Raw genomic sequence first — 17198 nt, 5'->3', positions numbered from 1 at the left:
CGGGGAGGCGTCACGACGTGACGTGCGCGACACCCCGGCAGCAACACGAAGGCCCCCCGGTCGACCGGGGGGCCTTCGCTCTGAGCAGTCACCGGGCGTACCCGGCAGCTCCCGCAATTGGACTCGAACCAATAACCTGCCGATTAACAGTCGGCTGCTCTGCCAATTGAGCTATGCGGGATCGCGGCACCGAACTTCCGTACCACGGACGGGAAGACGGCCCCGGAAGGGCCTCGTCCCGAGCTCCCCCAATTGGACTCGAACCAATAACCTGCCGATTAACAGTCGGCTGCTCTGCCAATTGAGCTATGGGGGATCGGCTTCCGCCCCGGCCCCCGGTTTCCCGGACTCCGCGGCGCTCGCTGCGGGACATACATTAGCGCACTCGGGGGGGTGGTCCGCCAATCGCTTTCCCCACTTGCCCCGGGGTTGCCGCCCGGCGTGCCCCGCGCGCGCCCGCCGCCGCACCCGGGGATGCTGGGGACGCGGACGGTTCGCCGTCCCGACGGACGGGTAGGGCATTGCGGCAGAAGGCCGCCAGGAGAGGGTGGATCCGACCATGTGGAAGCTGTCGTTGGCCGCGGGCTTCGCGGCCGGCTACGTGCTGGGCTCGCGGGCCGGGCGCCGACGCTACGAGCAGATCGCCAAGGTCACCCGGCAGATCGCCCAGAACCCCACGGTGCAGGGCGCCGCCGACCGGGCACGGCAACAGGCCGGCGCGGTGGCCGGGAAGGCCGCGGGAGCGGTCGGCGACCGGCTGCCGACCGCCGTCACCGACCGGGTGCCGTACTTCAACCGGGCCCGGGCCGAGGACGACGGCTGGGGCACCTTCCGCCCGTGACCGGGCGGTGAGGCGAAGGACCCGTCCGCGGGCTCCCCGGAGGGGGTCCGCGGACGGGCCCGGGCAAAGCCCACCCCAACCCGGGGTCGCGAAGCGGCAACGGCTCCTCCGGCCCGGACGCGTCCCGGGCCGGGCTGAGGCATGATCTCGACATGGCCATCGTCGCGGGGATAGACAGCTCGACCAACCGCACCCGGATCGTCGCGTGCGACACGGAAACCGGCGCCGTCCTGCGCTCCGGCAAGGCGCCCCACCCCGTCCCCGAGGACCAGGACCTGCGCCCCGGCGAGGCCGACCCGCAGGTCTGGCTGCACTCGCTCGGCGACGCCGCCGCCGGCGGCCTGCTGGAGGGCGTCCGGGCCATCGGCGTCAGCGCCCAGCAGCACGGCATGATCGGCCTGGACGCGGGCGGGGTGCAGGTCCGCCCGGCGATCCTGTGGAACGACCCGCGCTCCAGCGGCGCCGCCGCCAAGCTGCTGGACGCCCTCGGCGGCCCGGCCGGCTGGACCGCCGCGATCGGCGCCGTGCCCGCCCCGACGTACACCATCGCCAAGCTGCGCTGGCTGGCCGAGTTCGAGCCCGTCAACGCCCGCCGGGTCGCCGAGGTGCTGCTGCCGCACGACTGGCTGGTCTGGCAGCTCCTCGGCCACCCCAAGCGCCGCACCACCGACCGCGGCGACGCCTCCGGCACCGGCTACTGGTCGCCGATCACCGGCGAGTACCGCCAGGACCTGGTCGAGCTGGCGCTCGGCCACGAACTCAAGCTGCCGCACGTCCTCGGTCCCGCCGAGCCCGCCGGGCACACCCCCGAGGGCCTGCTGATCTCGGCCGGCACCGGCGACAACATGGCCGCCGCGCTCGGCCTGGGCCTGCGCCCGGGCGACGCGGTGGTCTCGCTCGGCAGCGCCGGGACGATCTTCGCGGTGCACGAGGAGGCCGTCGTCGACGCCTCCGGCCTGGTCTCCTCCTTCGCCGACGCCAGCGGCCGCCACCTGCCGATGGTCGCCACCCTCAACGCGGCCCAGGTGCTGCTCTCCACCGCCGCGCTGCTCGGCCGGGACCTGGAGGGCCTGAGCGACCTCGCCCTGCACTCCTCCCCCGGCGCGTACGGGCTGGTGCTGCTGCCGTACCTGGACGGCGAGCGCACCCCCGCGCTGCCGCACGCGGCCGGCACCCTGACCGGCCTGCGCGCCGAGGCGATGACCCCTCAGCACCTGGCCCGGGCCGCCGTCGAGGGCATGCTGTGCAACATCGCGGACGCCCTGGACGTGCTGCGCGCCCGGGGCGTCGGGGTGAACCGGGTGTTCCTGCTCGGTACGGCCGGACGGCTGCCCGCCGTCCGGCACATCGCCCCGATGCTGTTCGGCGTCCCGGTCGTGGTGCCGCCACCGGGCGCGCACGCCGCCCGAGGGGCCGCCCGGCAGGCCGCCTGGGCGCTGGCGGGCACCCCGGAGCCGCCGGAGTGGGAGCTGCCGGACGCCGAGACGGTGGAACCGGACGGGGAGCACGACCTGGCGATCGGTTCGGCGGTGCGCCAGCAGTACCGGGCGGCCCGCGACCAGGTCCACCCCGAAGCGGCCTGACCGGCCCTGCCGCCGGCGGACCGGCCGGCCCGGTCCGCCCCGGCCGGCGGGCGGTGAAGATGCGTCACCCGGCACCCGGTGGCAGCGTGGGACGGGACACCGCCACCGAGGCGAAGGACGTTCCATGGCGCTGCACAAGGGGGCCGGCGACGACCGCCGGCTGAGCATCAATCCGTTCGTGGGCACCGCGGACCCACTGGGCGCCATGGAGCTGGCGCCGCCGCTCCACCGGCTCGCCGAGGGCCCCGTCCCGGCCGACACGGCCTACCAGCTGATCCACGACGAGCTGATGCTGGACGGGAACGCCAAGCTCAACCTGGCGACCTTCGTCACCACCTCGATGGAGGTGCAGGCCACCCGGCTGATGACCGAGTGCCTGGACAAGAACATGATCGACAAGGACGAGTACCCGCAGACCGCCGAACTGGAGCGGCGCTGCGTGGCGATCCTCGCCGCCCTCTGGCACGCCCCCGACCCGGACGGGGCGGTCGGCTGCTCCACCACCGGCTCCAGCGAGGCCTGCATGCTGGCCGGCATGGCGCTCAAGCGCCGCTGGATGCGGCGCAACGCCGAACGCTACGCCGCCGGGGCCCGGCCCAACCTGGTGATGGGCGTCAACGTCCAGGTGTGCTGGGAGAAGTTCTGCACCTTCTGGGAGGTCGAGGCACGCACCGCGCCGATGGACGGCGAGCGCTACCACCTCGACGCCGAGCAGGCGGTCGCCCTGTGCGACGAGAACACCATCGGCGTGGTCGGCGTCCTCGGTTCCACCTTCGACGGCTCGTACGAGCCCGTCGCGGAGATCTGCGCCGCCCTGGACGAGTTCCAGCAGCGCACCGGCACCGACGTCCCGGTGCACGTGGACGGCGCCTCCGGCGGCATGGTGGCGCCCTTCCTGGACCCGGAGCTGGTGTGGGACTTCCGGCTGCCCCGGGTCTCCTCGATCAACACCTCCGGGCACAAGTTCGGCCTGGTCTACCCGGGCGTCGGCTGGGCCCTGTGGCGCGACAAGGAGTCCCTGCCGGAGGAGCTGGTCTTCCGGGTCAACTACCTCGGCGGCGAGATGCCGACCTTCGCGCTCAACTTCTCCCGGCCCGGAGCCGAGGTGATCGCGCAGTACTACGTCTTCCTGCGGCTCGGCCGGGACGGCTTCCGGGCCGTCCAGGGCGCCTGCCGCGAGGTCGCCACGTACCTGTCCGGGGAGATCGGGAAGATCGACGAGTTCCGGCTGCTGACGCACGGCGACGAACTGCCCGTCTTCGCCTTCACCACCGCGGAGAACACCACGTTCGACGTGTTCGACGTCTCCCGGCGGCTGCGCGAACGCGGCTGGCAGGTGCCCGCGTACAGCTTCCCGGCGAACCGGGAGGACCTCGCGGTGCTCCGGGTGGTCTGCCGCAACGGCTTCTCCCGGGACCTCGCCGACCTGCTGCTGGCCGACCTCAACCGGCTGCTGCCCGAGCTGCGGCGCCAGCCCGTCCCGCTCAAGGACCTCGGGGTGCCGATCCGGTCGGGCTTCCACCACTGACGGAGACGACGACACGACGGGAGGGCGCCGAATGGCGCCCTCCCGTCGGACGTCCCGGACGAACCGGGGCAGCCTCCCCCCGCGAGGCTGCCCCGGCTCCGTGGGGGAGCCGGGACGGATTTCGGACGAACGGCACGTGACCGTCCGGTATCCGAACGAAACCACCGGACGGCTGACCGCTCCGACCAGAGAACTCTGCACGACAGCCCCAGGGTTGTTCGAGCGTCACGGGGGCTTGTGAGACACTTCCGTCCGTCTCAGCGCCATGACCTGGGGATTGAGACGCCAGGCCGATGAGGTTGGAGACGCGGAGACACCCGAACGGCCAGGGCCGGAGCCCGTTCCGCCGTCCCGTCCACCGCTCCGCCCCTCACCTTTGGAAGGCCGTATGGGTTCCGCCTGGAAGAACCTGCCCGAGGAGCTGTCCGAGCCCGCCAGACAGCTGGCCGAGGAGCTCCGTGCCATCAAGGACGCCGCCGGCCTCTCGCTGTCCGAGCTGGCCACGCGCACGCACTACAGCCGGGCCTCCTGGGAGCGCTGGCTGAACGGCAAGCGGGTCGTCACCGAGCAGGCGCTGGACGCGCTGATCCGCGCGGTGGACTGCGACGGGGCCGCGCTGCGGGCCCTGTGGGAGCGGGCGCTGGCCGCGCCGGAGGAATCGGCCGAGCCTGCCGAGCCGTCCGTTTCCGCTGAGGCTGCTGAGGCCGCCGAGGCACCCGACGGCCCCGGTGCGCCGTCCGCCGACGAACCGGCCGCCGGAGGACCGGCCGCCGACGGGGCCTCCCCGGACGAGCCGTCCGACGGGGAACCGGAGGAGGCCCTGGTGACCGGCCAGGCGCCCGGACCCGGACCCGTCGCCTGGTGGCGGCGCCCGGCGGCACTGGTCACCGGCGCGACCCTGCTGGCAGTCCTGCTGGTGCTGGTGGGTCTGCGCGCGGCCCGGCACGACGGGCAGCCGACGGCTGTCGCCGAGCCGGCCCCGACCGCCGCCCCGGCCGTCTCCCCGGCCGCGTCCGCCACCACCGCCAAGCCCGTCCCCGCCACCCCCACCTGCCAGGCCGTGGGCTGCGACCACAAGGACCCCAAGAACACCGGGTGCGGCAAGGACGCGCGGACCCTGCACACCGACGTCATCGGCAAGGTGGTCATCTACCTCCGGTACAGCCAGAAGTGCCAGGCCGCCTGGGCCGCGATCACCGAGGGCGAGCCGGGCGACTTCGCGACGATCATCGACAGCACCGGCGACAGCGAGCAGGGCCTCATCCACTACGGCTACGACAACTACTCGAACATGCTGAACGCGGCGGACCCGACGATCGGCTTCCACCTCTGCGGGCACCAGCCGGCCGGGGACATCTGCACCTCGGAGGTCTTCGACCTGGCCGCCGTCGTGGACTCGACCCCGATCCCGATCGGCCCCGCCTCGCCGCCCCCGGGCACCGGAGCGGGCGCGGCGACCGCCCCGGCGACCCCGGCACCGACCGACACGGCGCCGGCGGCGACACCCGGGACCGGAGCACCGACGCCGGCCTAGGCCCTAGGGCTTGTCTGACAATTCGCGTCGCATCAGCGCGCGGCGTTGGGCGCCCGGCTGGGCGTGCCGTCGGAGCGTCCTCGTACTGGACGTACTTGGACGATTCGGCGGTGCGTCCAGGTGGGGGCACCTCCCGGCCGAAGGCTGGGGGCGGATGCCCGGCGTCGTGCGCGCGGCGGGAATTGTCAGACAAGCCCTAGTCGAGGTAGCCGCGCAGCTGTTCGGAGAAGGCGTGGTCGCGGAGCTTGACCAGCGTCTTCGACTCGATCTGCCGGATCCGCTCCCGCGTCACGCCGAACACCGCGCCGATCTCCTCCAGCGTGCGCGGGCGGCCGTCGTCCAGCCCGTAGCGGAGCTGGACGACCTGACGCTCGCGCTCGCCCAGGGTGGCCAGCACCGCGTCGAGGTGCTGGCGCAGCAGCAGGAAGGTCGCGGACTCGGCGGGCGAGGCGGCGTCGGCGTCCTCGATCAGGTCGCCGAGCGCGACGTCGTCCTCCTCGCCGACCGGGGTGTGCAGCGAGATCGGCTCCTGGGCCAGCCGGAGCAGTTCCCGCACCCGTTCCGCGGTCAGTTCCAGGACCGCGGCGATCTCGGCGGCCGTCGGTTCCAGCCCGCGCTCCTGCAGCAGCCCCCGCTGGACCCGGACCACCCGGTTGATCAGCTCCACCACGTGCACCGGCACCCGGATCGTCCGGGCCTGGTCGGCCAGCGCCCGGCTCATCGACTGGCGGATCCACCAGGTCGCGTAGGTGGAGAACTTGTAGCCGCGGGCGTAGTCGAACTTCTCCACCGCCCGGATCAGGCCCAGGTTGCCCTCCTGGACCAGGTCCAGCAGGGTCAGCCCGCGGCCGACGTAGCGCTTGGCGACGGAGACGACCAGGCGCAGGTTGGCCTCGATCAGCCGACGCTTGGCGATCCGGCCCCGCACCACCAGGGTGTCCAGCTCGCCGACCAGCGGGTCGGGCGGCGACGGGTGGCCGTTCAGCCGCTCCTCGGCGAACAGGCCGGCCTCGACCCGGCGGGCCAGCTCGACCTCCTCGGCGGCGGTGAGCAGGCGGATCCGGCCGATCTCGCGCAGGTACTGGCGCAGCAGGTCGGCGGCCGGGCCGTCGTTGTCCGCCGGCAGGCGGTGTTCGTCCGGTGCGCCGAAGCCGGTGTCGGTGTCACCGTCGCCGTCGGCATCGCTGCCGGTACCGCCCTCGGGATCCGCGTCGGGTCCGGCGTCCGCCCCGGGCCCCGGGGCGTCCGAAGCGTCCGGGCTCTCGGGGTCCTCCGGGCTCTCAGCGCTCTCGGGGTGGCCCTCCGGCAGGCCCTGGGCGGGGACCCGCGCGCCGTCCGGGGGTGCCGCCCCGGCCCGGCCGTGGTCCGTCTCCTGGTCCCCGGCCCGGCCGGCGGGGTTCGCTCTCGTACTGGTGGTGGTCGCTGCGACGAGGCCTTGCTCCACGGGCATCCCCTCGGGGCGGGCGCGACTCTGGCGGACCCGCGCTGATCGGAGGTGGGACGCCCTCCAGTGTGCGGTACGCCACACTCCGTGGCCGAGACTCGTGCGCCGACTTTCTGTGCAGCGCGTGCCCGGCCCGCCCTCGAACGCCGGGCCGGACGGGGCCTAGAGTGCCGCGGCGCCCCGGCTCTTCAGCTGGTCGCCGTACTGCTGGAGTTGCCACAGCTCGGTCTGCACCGCGTGCTGCTGCTCGGCGTCGGCCCGGTGGCCGAGCCGCTGCAGGTAGCCGCGGACCTCGGTGATCCGGCGGTCGACGGCCAGCAGGCGCAGCTTGACCAGGAACTCCCCCGCGTAGATCGCGTCCACCTTGCGGCGCGAACGCACCGGCTCGACGGTCAGCTCGGTGACCATCGAGCGCACCCGGTCGTCCGGGGACGCCTCGCGCACGGCGCTGGTGAAGTCCGGCAGGGTCGCCCCGTACGCGGCGCCGCCGGCCTTGGCGATGGCCTGCCGGACGGCGGTGTACGGCGGGGTCGGGAACTCGTCCTCGCCGTAGTGGTCGAAGGCCGGGCTCACCAGGTCCGGGTGCTGCAGCGCCAGCTTGAGCAGCTCGCGCTCGACGAACTGGGCCGGGTCCCGCGGGTTGAGCCGGAACGCGGGCTGCGCGGGGCGCGCCGGCTGGGCCGGCTCGGGGCGGCGCTGGGCCGCGCCGCGCGGGTTCTGCTGGCGCTCGCGGTCCCAGCGGGCCAGCTGGGAGACCCGGCGGACGACGAACGGCTCGTCCAGGATGCCGAGCATGCCGGCCAGCCGGACGGCGTACTCGTGCTGGATCGAGCGGTCCTTGATCTTGGCGACGATCGGAGCCGCTTCCTCCAGCGCCGCCGAGCGCCCCTCCGGGGTGTCCACCCGGTGCCGGGCCACCACCGAGGTCAGCGCGAACTCGAACAGCGGGACCGGGTTGTCGATCAGCTGCTTGACCGCCTCGTCGCCCTGGGCCAGGCGCAGCTCGCACGGGTCCATGCCGCCCGGGCTGACCGCGATGGAGGTCTTGGCGGCGAACTTCTGGTCGTCCTCGAAGGCGCGCAGCGCGGCCTTCTGGCCGGCCGCGTCGCCGTCGAAGGTGAAGACCGTCTCGCCCCGGTACTGCGAGGTGTCCATCAGCAGCCGACGGATGATCTTGATGTGGTCCTCGGCGAAGGCGGTGCCGCAGGTGGCCACCGCCGAGGTCACCCCGGCCAGGTGGCAGGCCATCACGTCGGTGTAGCCCTCGACCACCACCGCGCGGCCCGACTTGGCGATCTCCTTCTTCGCCAGGTCGATGCCGTACAGCACGTGGGACTTCTTGTAGATCGGCGTCTCGGGGGTGTTGAGGTACTTCGGGCCGTTGTCGTCCTCGCGCAGGCGCCGGGCGCCGAAGCCGACCACCTCGCCGGCGATGTCCCGGATCGGCCAGACCAGCCGGCCCCGGAAGCGGTCGATCAGGCCGCCGCGCTGGCCCTGCGAGGCCAGGCCGCCGAGCAGGATCTCCTTGTCGGTGAAGCCCTTGCCGCGCAGGTAGCGGACCAGGTGCTCCCAGCCGGCCGGCGCGTAGCCGACGCCGAAGACCTTGGCCGCCTCCTCGTCGAAGCCGCGCTCGGCCAGGAAGCGACGGCCGATCTCCGCCTCCGCCGAGGCCAGCTGCTCCTGGTAGTAGGCCGCGGCCACCTTGTGCGCCTCGACCAGCCGGGTGCGCTCGCCCTGCTGGTGGCGGGGGCTGTAGCCGCCCTCCTCGTAGCGCAGGGTGATGCCGGCCTGGGCGGCCATCCGCTCGACGGCCTCGGCGAAGGTGAAGTGCTCGATCTTCATCAGGAAGGCGATGGTGTCGCCGTTCTCCTGGCAGCCGAAGCAGTGGAAGACGCCCTTGGCGGGGTTCACGTAGAAGGAGGCGGACTTCTCGTCGTGGAAGGGGCAGACGCCCTTGTACTCGCCGCCGCCACCATTGGTCAGCTGTACGTAGTCGCCGACCACCGCGTCGATCGGCAGTGCGCTGCGCACCGCCTGTACGTCTTCGTCCCTGATCCGCCCGGCCACCCCGGAAGTCTACTGGGACCACCGGGCTTTCCGGCTGCGCCGGGGCCCCGCCCGGAGCGGGCGGGGCCGCCGCGGGGGGGGCGGCCGCCTCCCCCGGCCCGCCCTCACGCCCGGGCGGCGCCGACGAGCTTGGCGTGCAGGGCCAGTGCCGAGGCGTCGGTCAGAGTGGCGATCTGGTCGATGACCGTGCGCAGGGCCGCGCCGTCGTCCTCGGCCTCGCGGTACATGGCGGCGAACACCGGGTCCAGGCCCTCCGGGGCGCGCCGGGTGAGCACGTCCGCCAGCTCGGCGATCACGATCCGCTGGCGGGCCCGCAGCTGGGCCTGCTCGTCCCGCTGCATGACGAAGCGGACGGCGACCGCCTTGAGCACCGCGCACTCCAGCCGGACGTCGCGCGGCACCACCAGTTCGGCGCCGTGGCGGGTGAGCCGGCCGGGACCGTACCTGGCGCGGGTGGCCTGCTCGGCGGCCAGGCAGAAGCGGCCGATCAGCTGGCTGGTGAGGTCCTTGAGCCCGGCGCGGTCGCGCGCGGTGCCGTCGTACGAGCGGGGCCACCACTCCTGGTCCAGCAGCCGGTCCAGGGCGGCGGCCAGCTCCTCCGGCCCGGCGTCGCCGGCGTACCGCTCGGCGACCCGGAAGAGCTCGGCGCGCTCGCTCGGGGCGCGCAGCGCGGCCGGGTCGATGTGGCCGGCTTGGAGGCCGTCCTCGACGTCGTGGGTGGAGTACGCCACGTCGTCGGACCAGTCCATCACCGTCGCCTCGAAGCACTTGCGCCCGGCCGGGGAGCCGGCCCGCAGCCAGCGGAAGACCGGCAGGTCGTCGGCGTAGACGCCGTACTTGGGCGAGGCCGGGTCGGTCGGGTGGGCGCCCCTGCTCCACGGGTACTTGGTGGCGGCGTCGAGCGCGGCGCGGGTCAGGTTCAGGCCGACGCTGCGGCCGGGCCAGGGGGCGAGCCGGGTCGACGGCTCCTCCTTGGGGGCGAAGCGCTTGGGTTCGAGCCTGGTCAGGATGCGCAGCGACTGGGCGTTGCCCTCGAAGCCGCCGCACTCCTCGGCGGCCTGGTCGAGGGCTTCCTCGCCGGTGTGGCCGAAGGGCGGGTGGCCGATGTCGTGGGCCAGGCAGGCGGTCTCCACCAGGTCCGGGTCGCAGCCCAGGGCCGCGCCCAACTCCCGCCCGACCTGGGCGCATTCGAGGGAGTGGGTGAGCCGGGTGCGCGGGAAGTCGCTGCGCATCGGGGCGACCACCTGGGTGGTGCCGGCCAGCCGGCGCAGCGCCGCCGAGTGCAGCACCCGGGCACGGTCGCGCTGGAAGGCCGTCCGGCCCGGGCGCTTGTCGGGTTCGGGGACCCAGCGGGCCTCGGCGGTGTGGTCGTACGGGGTCGGAGCGGCGAGGCTGTGCGCGGTGTCATCCATATGCCGCTCACGGTACGCCGCACCCCCGACACGCGGGGGGTGCCGCGCGCGAAGGAGCGCGGGCCGGGGCGTGAACGGTGCGCGGCGCGCGGGTGCCCGTCCCGGTGAATCCTCCTCACCCGGACGGCGCAGCTCCGCGCGCCCACCCCGGCGCCCCGTGCGGGCCGGCCCGGACCGCGTCGTTCCGCCCCCGGACACCGGGGCGCCCGGGCCGCACGGGCCGCCCGTGGATCAGCCGCGGAGCGCCTTGAGGACGATCCCGGCCTCCGCCTCCTGCCCCTTGGCGTTGGGGTGGATCGGGGCCAGGCCGCGCGCCGGGACCGGCGGCTCGATCCAGCGCTCGCCCTCCCCCGCGCACATGTCGTGCCCGACCGAGGGTCCGGCGGTGTCCACGAAGACCGCGCCGGCGGCCTCCGCGTGCTGCTTGAGCATGGCGTTGAGCTGCTTCTCCTTCTCCGCGAGGAAGCCCAGGTCGGCGACGGCCACGGTCTTGCCGAGCACCGGCAGGCAGCCGGACGGGTCGGCCGGGAGCAGCGTCGGGTACCCGATCACGTACACCCTGGCCTGCGGGGAGCGCCGCTTGACGTCCTCCAGGACCCGGCCGAGCCGGTCGCCCGCCGTGTCCACCCTGCGCTGGACCTCGTCGGTGCCGTCGCCGGAGGAGTAGTGGTCCCGGCAGGGCGAGGCGGCGCGGGTCTGCTTGATCACGCCCTTCACCGCGTCCAGCAGGTTGTCCTTGGCGCACTCGACGACGACGTCCATGAAGCCGGCGTCGTTGCCACCGATCCCGAGGGTGACCAGCCGGGTGTCCGCGCTCAGCGCGTCCAGCTGGGCCGGGTTGGTGCCGTTGCCGGTGTTCTGCGCCCCGGTCAGGTCCTCGGTGGTGGCGCCGGTGCAGCTGACGTCCCGGAACTGCCCGGACGCCACCCCGAGGCCCTTGGCCACCAGGGACGGGTAGTTGGCCCCCGAGCGGGAGCAGCCGCGCGGCTCACCGGTCTGCGGGGGGATCTGCATACCGGCCGTGTACGAGTCGCCGAGCGCGACGTACGGGCCGGTGGGTGGCGGGGTGGGCGTCGGCGACGGGGTCGCGCCCGCCTTCGCGCGGCCGGGCACCGCGCCCGCGAAGTCCTTCCCCTGGCTGTCCGCACCTCCTCCACCGGTGCATCCGGCCAGCAGTAACGCGGCCAGCCCGGCCGTCAGGGCGACGGTCGGGCGTGCGGTCCTCGGCATGGCATCCCCCCGGGGGTACGAACATTCACGGTCGGCTCCTCACGGCAGCCCGTCCCCCGGGCACCTCCGGCTCCAACGACCGGACGGGGCCGATGACTCCCGCCTCCGCGAAATCCTCCCAAGGGGAATCCCGGTCCCCGTCGGCGGGCTCCGCCGGTGCCGGTGCCGCTATTCCGCGCCGCGCTCGTGCTCGGCGAGGAACTGCTCGAACCGCCGGCCCAGTTCGTCGGCCGACGGCAGGTCCACCGGCTCGGCCAGCAGGCTCTCCCGCTCCTCGGAGCCCGCCACCGCGTCGTACTGGCCCTCCATGCCGCGGATCGCCGAGCGCAACTCGCCGTCCCCGTGCGTCAGCTGCTCCTCGATGTCGGCGTAGACCTCGCCGACCCGCTCGCGCAGGCCCGTCCCCGGCAGCACCAGCCCGGTCGCGGACTGCACCGCCTCCAGGATCAGCACGGCGGCCGCCGGGTAGGCCGAGCGGGCCACGTAGTGGGGGACGTGCACGGCGAAGCCCAGGACGTCGTGCCCGGCCTCGGCCAGGCGGTACTCCAGCAGCGCCTGCGCACTGCCCGGCACCTGGGCCTGCTCGAACCACTGCGGGTAGCCCGGCGCGAGGTCCAGCCGGTTGCCGTGCGGCGTCAGGCCGACCGGGCGGGTGTGCGGGACGCCCATCGGGATGCCGTGGAAGTCGATCGACAGCCGGACCTCGAAGCGCTCCACCAGCTCGCGGACGGCGCCCGCGAAGCGCTCCCACTCGACGTCCGGCTCGGGCCCGCTGAGCAGCAGGAACGGCGCGCCGGCCGCGTCGCGGACGAGCTGGAGCAGGATCTCCGGCGGGTCGTAGGACGTCCAGTGGTCGTGGTCGAAGACCATCGCCGGACGGCGGGCCCGGTAGTCGACCAGCCGGTCGTGGTCGAAACGGGCCACCACCTGCGGCGATCCCGTCTCCAGCAGGTGGGCCACCACCTGGCCGCCGGCCTCGCCGGCGTCCATGAAGCCCTCGAAGTGCTGCAGCAGCACCAGCCCGGCGCCGGTGTCGCGCAACTGCGCCGCGGCGTCGGCCACCGCGGCCACGCCCTGCTGATCCAGCTCGTACAGCGCCTGGAAGTCACGCACCGCGCACCCAACCCCGTTCTCTGCTCGTCGTCCGACCGGCTTCTCGTCCTCTCCAGCGTGCCGGGCGCCGCCGGAATTCCCGCCACGCCGGACGGCTCGTTCGGGGGCGCGTCCGACCGCTCCGGACCATGATCGCACCGGACCGGAGAATCCCTGGTCACGGGGCTGCGGAGGCCCGTTCCGGAGGGCGCCGTAGCAGCCCGCGCGGCCATTCGCGTGCCGCGAAGTGACGCACCGCCTTCTGGCGGGTATCGTCCTCTCGCTGCCTCGCATCGTCGCGTCGTCGTCACGTCGTCCCGTAACGCCGTCGGCCACGTCCCGGTCCGGTGCTCGGCCAGCCACCCACGACGCATCTTGCCTTCACCTGGCCGCCCGCTTCCCTTCGCGCTCTCGTTTCCTTCTCGGCCATTTCGCGGACGCACACTGTCCCCTCGCTCTTCCCGCCGGACCGGTCCGAGGACCCGTGTCCGTTCCGGCACCCGCGCCGCCCGTTCCGGGCCGCCGCCCCCGCCCCGCCCGACCGGATCCTCCGGCGCGCACGGCTACCCGGCGGACGGTCACGGGCCGGGGCGAAAACGTCACCGCACCCCGAGCCGCACCCCGGCGAGGGAGGCACCCTCCGACCGATGAAGGACCGAAGGTTCCGTGCCCGTACCTGTCATCCTCACCGGCCGCACCGTGCGGCTGGAGCCACTCGCCGCGCACCACGCCGAGGCCATCGCCGAGGCCGGCGCCGAGGACCGTACGACCTACGCCTTCACCCCCGTCCCGCACGGCCTGGAAGCGGCCCGCGACTACATCGCGCGCGCCCTCGCAGACCAGGCCGCAGGACGGTCGCTGCCGTTCGCGACGGTGAACGTCGCCGACGGCCGGGTGGTGGGCTCCACCCGGTTCCTGGAACTGGACTACTGGCAGGGCCCGATGGTGTGGCCGCCGGTGCCCGGCGTGCCGTTCGGCGATCCCGCCACGGCCGTCCCGGACGCCGCCGAGATCGGCAACACCTGGCTCTCGCCGCGCGCCCAGGGCACCGGCATCAACACCGAGGCCAAGCTGCTGATGCTGCGCCACGCCTTCGAGACCTGGGGCGTGCAGCGCATCTCGCTGCGCGCGGACGCCCGCAACCTGCGCTCGCGGGCCGCGATCGAGCGGCTCGGCGCGACGGGCGAGGGCGTGCGCCGGGCCCACTCGCGCGGGCTGGACGGGGTGGTGCGCTCGACCGCGTTCTACTCGATCCTCGACGCCGAGTGGCCGGCCGTCCGGGACATCATCGAGCTGCGGATCGCCGCCGCCACCTCGCCGAGCGCCCCGGATCCGGCGATCAACCAGGAGTGCCTTAGACCGGGCGGTGGCGGCGCCGGGCAGCTGATGATCACGGCCTGACCGGGGACCACCTGCCGGTGGCGGCGTTCCTCAGGACCCAGGTGAGGACGGCCGTGCCGTGGGGGTCCCCGGGCGACACCGACCAGCGGTGGTGGCTCGACTCGACGACCGCCGAGGTCGGACGCCAGCCACCGCGGACCCGGGTGACCGCCACCTCCCAGACCGGGTGGCCGTCCCCGGGCCGGCAGATCCTGACCGAACCCTCGTGGGTGTGCACCGCCCAACGGTGGTCCAGCACGTCCGTGTGCCGCCCTGCCCGGATGCGCTGCCACTGTTCGTCGGTCCACTGCACGTCGGGGACGGGGTGCGGCCGCGGAACCAGCATGTCCGCACGCCCCCGGCCGCCGGTGACGGATCCGGGCGCCGGGAACGCCCAGGCGGGGAGCGGCTCCCGGGCGGCCAGCCAGCCCTCCGGGACACCCGCGGTGCCGGTGCGCGCGGCGACCACTCCCCCGGTGATCGCGGCCACGGTGTCCATGTCGCCGCCGGCCGCCACGGCTTCCCACACGGCGGCCGGATAGTCGGCGAGCCGTCGGGCGGCGCACCACAGGGCGTACGGGACGGTGTCGGCGGCGGAGGTCCGGCTGCCGTTGCCGAGCACCTTCGCGACGACCCGGAGGTCCGGCTCGCCGAGCAGGCCGATCGCCTCGATCAGGCCGTCGCGCACGGCGCCCGGCGGGGTGTGGTGGGCGACGGCTCCCAGGAAGGACTCCTGCGTCGTGCTCTCGGTCCGGGCCCGGACCGCCAGGGCCGCCGCGACCGCGACGGCAACGGCCCCGTCGACGGCCTGCGGGTGGGTGTGCGTGATGACCGCGGTGCGCGCGGCCTGCCGCACCGCTTCGTCGAGGTCCCCGGCGTACGCGGCTCCCAGCGGGGCGACCCGCATCGCGGCGCCGTTGCCGTACGAGCCCTGGCCGTCGAAGAGTTCGGCCGCCAGCGTCCGGGCGTCGCCGCCCTCGCGGACCAGCCGCAGCATCCGGTTGGCGGCCGGGCCGTAGCCGCGGTCGAAGTCGTGGCGGCGGGCGAAGGCGTGGGTGAGGTCGAAGGTGTCGATCGCGCCGCGCTCGGCGTGGGCGGCGTACACCGAGCAGGCCATCTCGGTGTCGTCGGTCCACGGCCACGGGCCGGGCGGGTCGGTGCGGGCGGCGAGGTGGGCGCGGGCGGTACCGGGGACGAAGAACTGGGCGCCGAGGGCGTCACCGACGGAGAGGCCGACGAGCGCGTCGAACGCGGGGCCCGTGTGTGGGGTCGTCATATGGGGCCAGCTCAGCCGCTCGACCGCCCCTTCGTCAACACGTTTGCCGGGACGCCACCGACGGGGGATGTTTCGCATACCCCCGATCCGGGCGGGAAACACCCTGGCATGACCCGCGCGAACCCGCTCGACCCGGTCGCCCTGCTCGGCGCCGACCAGCAGCACATCGCCACCCGGGCGCAGCTGCGCCGGCTCGGGGTGCCCTCCGGCACCATCGCCCACCGGCTGCGGCCGGGTGGACCCTGGCAGCAGGTCCTGCCCCGGGTGATCTGCCTGCAGAGCGGCAGGTTGACGATCCATCAGCGGCTGCGGGCCGCCCTGGCCTACGCGGCGCCGAAGGGGACCGAGCCACAGGCCGGGGAGGTGCTGCTGACCGGCTTCGCGGTGCTGGCCGACGCCGGGCTGCCGAGCGCCGGGCACCCGGCCGACATCGGCGCGGTCGACGTACTGATCCCCCGCCAACGACGCGTCTGCGACCGGGAGTTCGTCCGGATCTTCCGGGCCGGCGGGGCGATGCCCGGCGGCTTCGAACGGGACGACGGGCTGTGGAGCACCACGGTCGCGCGGGCGCTGGCGGACCTCGCGCCGAAGGAGACCGGGCAGCGCCGGTTCCGGGCACTGTGCGCGGAGGCCGTCCAGCGGCGGCACTGCGAACTCGGCGAACTGCTGGACCAGTTGCTGACCAGACCGGGCGCGCTCGGGCTGCCGCACGTGGCCCGGGTGGTCGAGGACCTGACCGCCGGGGTGCGCTCGGTGGTCGAGGGCGAGGCCCGCGAACTGCTGGCGCACGCGGGCCTGCCCGAACCGCTGTGGAACCCGGTGCTCTTCCTGGACGGACGCTTCCTCGCCGTCCCGGACGCCTACTGGCCCCACGCCTGCGTGGCCCTGGAGATCGACTCCCGCGCCTGGCACCTGCGCCCGGCCGACCACGAACGCGGCCTGACCCGCGCCAACCGGCTCACCACCGCCGGCCTCCCGGTGGTCCGCACCACCCCGGTCCAGCTCCGCCGCGACCCGGCGCCGGTGCTGCACGAACTGACCGCCCTGGTCACCACCGGCCCGCACGGCCCGCACGCCCGGGTCACCTGGCGCCGGGCGAGGTGACGCCGCGCAGGCTCCCGGCGGCCCGGCGCCGGTGCGGGGCTCAGCAGCGGGGGTCGATCTCCTGGAAGGTCGCGTAGTGGTCCGCGGACCAGTACTGCTCGCCGGAGGTGCCGGTGACCACGCGGCGGGTGCCGCGGTCGCCGGAGCCCGGGGTGACCACGGTGAACTCGTGGTAGTAGCCGTCGGCCTTCTTCGGCAGCCGGCTCTCGCGGTTCTCGAAGACGATGCCGTCGCGGTTGTAGGGGTACGGCCCGCCCTTGGCGATCAGGCCGAGGGTGTCCTGGGCCTGGCTGGGGAGCTTGGTGCGGCAGACGTCGGCCAGCGCGGGATCGGCGGGGACCCAGGTACCGGCCGCGGAGGGGGCGCCGCCGGCCGGCGGGGACGGCTTGGGGGCCGAGGACTTGGGGGCCGAGGAACCCGCGCGGGTGGCCGCCGAGGGGCTCGCGGCGGCCTTGGGGTGGCCGCTCCCCCCGTTCGCGAGGAGGTACCCGACCCCGGCCAGGACCACCAGGATCAGCACGGCCACGACGACGAGCGGGTTCTTTCGACTGGTCATGCGCCCCAGCTTGGCAGGCACCCGGGCCGCGCCCGACGAGCAGCGCGCGTGGCCGCCGCCACACCGGGCTGCCACGCAGGCCGCCGCACGGGCGGCCGCACGGGCCCGTGCGCAGACGTACGGCCGGGCGGGAACGGACGCCGTTGTCCGT

General features: G+C 74.4%; 13 protein-coding genes and 2 tRNA genes. 6 read left to right on the top strand and 9 right to left on the bottom strand.

Annotated features, from left to right (window positions below):
• Positions 1–108 precede the first annotated feature (108 nt).
• Together ACFV0O_RS27490 and ACFV0O_RS27485 are read right to left on the bottom strand one after the other, a co-directional pair.
• Positions 109–181 (bottom strand) — tRNA-Asn (locus ACFV0O_RS27490).
• 62 nt (positions 182–243) lie between these two features.
• Positions 244–316 (bottom strand) — tRNA-Asn (locus ACFV0O_RS27485).
• 243 nt (positions 317–559) lie between these two features.
• Between ACFV0O_RS27485 and ACFV0O_RS27480 the strand changes: the two genes are divergently transcribed.
• The 4 genes from ACFV0O_RS27480 (at position 560) to ACFV0O_RS27465 (ending at position 5486) form a co-directional block, all read left to right on the top strand.
• Positions 560–841, top strand: coding sequence for a hypothetical protein (locus ACFV0O_RS27480; RefSeq protein WP_360248860.1), 282 nt, complete (start codon positions 560–562; stop codon positions 839–841).
• 152 nt (positions 842–993) lie between these two features.
• A complete protein-coding gene (locus ACFV0O_RS27475) occupies positions 994–2424 on the top strand; it encodes an FGGY family carbohydrate kinase (RefSeq protein WP_380346254.1) in 1431 nt (476 codons plus the stop codon).
• Between the two features lie 124 nt (positions 2425–2548).
• The gene (locus tag ACFV0O_RS27470; protein ID WP_380346252.1) at positions 2549–3952 is read left to right on the top strand and encodes a glutamate decarboxylase; all 1404 of its coding nucleotides are present in this window, start codon (positions 2549–2551) and stop codon (positions 3950–3952) included.
• A gap of 388 nt (positions 3953–4340) precedes the next feature.
• Positions 4341–5486, top strand: a complete 1146-nt coding sequence (locus ACFV0O_RS27465) for a helix-turn-helix domain-containing protein (RefSeq protein ID WP_380346250.1) — start codon at positions 4341–4343, stop codon at positions 5484–5486.
• A 196-nt stretch (positions 5487–5682) separates the two neighbouring features.
• On the opposite strand, the gene ACFV0O_RS27460 is transcribed toward ACFV0O_RS27465, so the two are convergent.
• From ACFV0O_RS27460 to ACFV0O_RS27440, 5 genes are all read right to left on the bottom strand, one after another.
• Entirely contained in the window at positions 5683–6936 is a 1254-nt protein-coding gene (locus tag ACFV0O_RS27460) for a sigma-70 family RNA polymerase sigma factor (RefSeq protein ID WP_380346248.1), read from the bottom strand.
• Between the two features lie 156 nt (positions 6937–7092).
• Positions 7093–8997 (bottom strand): DNA primase, encoded by a 1905-nt coding sequence (gene dnaG, locus ACFV0O_RS27455; protein ID WP_380346246.1) that lies wholly within the window; start codon positions 8995–8997, stop codon positions 7093–7095.
• Between the two features lie 104 nt (positions 8998–9101).
• Positions 9102–10409: a deoxyguanosinetriphosphate triphosphohydrolase gene (locus ACFV0O_RS27450; RefSeq protein WP_360248845.1), complete on the bottom strand. Its 1308-nt coding sequence runs from the start codon at positions 10407–10409 to the stop codon at positions 9102–9104.
• 231 nt (positions 10410–10640) lie between these two features.
• A complete protein-coding gene (locus tag ACFV0O_RS27445) occupies positions 10641–11639 on the bottom strand; it encodes an SGNH/GDSL hydrolase family protein (protein ID WP_380346243.1) in 999 nt (332 codons plus the stop codon).
• Between the two features lie 168 nt (positions 11640–11807).
• The gene (locus tag ACFV0O_RS27440; protein ID WP_360248839.1) at positions 11808–12752 is read right to left on the bottom strand and encodes a PAC2 family protein; all 945 of its coding nucleotides are present in this window, start codon (positions 12750–12752) and stop codon (positions 11808–11810) included.
• Positions 12753–13397: 645 nt separating this feature from the next.
• Between ACFV0O_RS27440 and ACFV0O_RS27435 the strand changes: the two genes are divergently transcribed.
• Positions 13398–14132: a GNAT family protein gene (locus ACFV0O_RS27435; protein WP_360248836.1), complete on the top strand. Its 735-nt coding sequence runs from the start codon at positions 13398–13400 to the stop codon at positions 14130–14132.
• Here the strand turns inward: ACFV0O_RS27435 and ACFV0O_RS27430 are convergent.
• Positions 14122–15387 (bottom strand): ADP-ribosylglycohydrolase family protein, encoded by a 1266-nt coding sequence (locus ACFV0O_RS27430; RefSeq protein ID WP_380346241.1) that lies wholly within the window; start codon positions 15385–15387, stop codon positions 14122–14124. The two genes, ACFV0O_RS27435 and ACFV0O_RS27430, sit on opposite strands and share 11 nt — an antisense overlap.
• Positions 15388–15495: 108 nt before the next feature.
• Between ACFV0O_RS27430 and ACFV0O_RS27425 the strand changes: the two genes are divergently transcribed.
• Complete coding sequence (locus ACFV0O_RS27425; RefSeq protein ID WP_380346240.1) at positions 15496–16491, top strand: hypothetical protein; 996 nt, start codon at positions 15496–15498, stop codon at positions 16489–16491.
• Positions 16492–16531: 40 nt separating this feature from the next.
• Here the strand turns inward: ACFV0O_RS27425 and ACFV0O_RS27420 are convergent, their stop codons facing one another.
• A complete protein-coding gene (locus ACFV0O_RS27420; protein ID WP_380346238.1) occupies positions 16532–17047 on the bottom strand; it encodes a ribonuclease in 516 nt (171 codons plus the stop codon).
• Between the last annotated feature and the right edge of the window lie 151 nt (positions 17048–17198).

Source organism: Kitasatospora sp. NPDC059577 (genome assembly GCF_042735475.1).
GTDB lineage: Bacteria > Actinomycetota > Actinomycetes > Streptomycetales > Streptomycetaceae > Kitasatospora.
The sequence above is the reverse complement of the archived record's forward strand: the minus strand, read 5'-3'. Positions and strand labels throughout refer to the sequence as shown.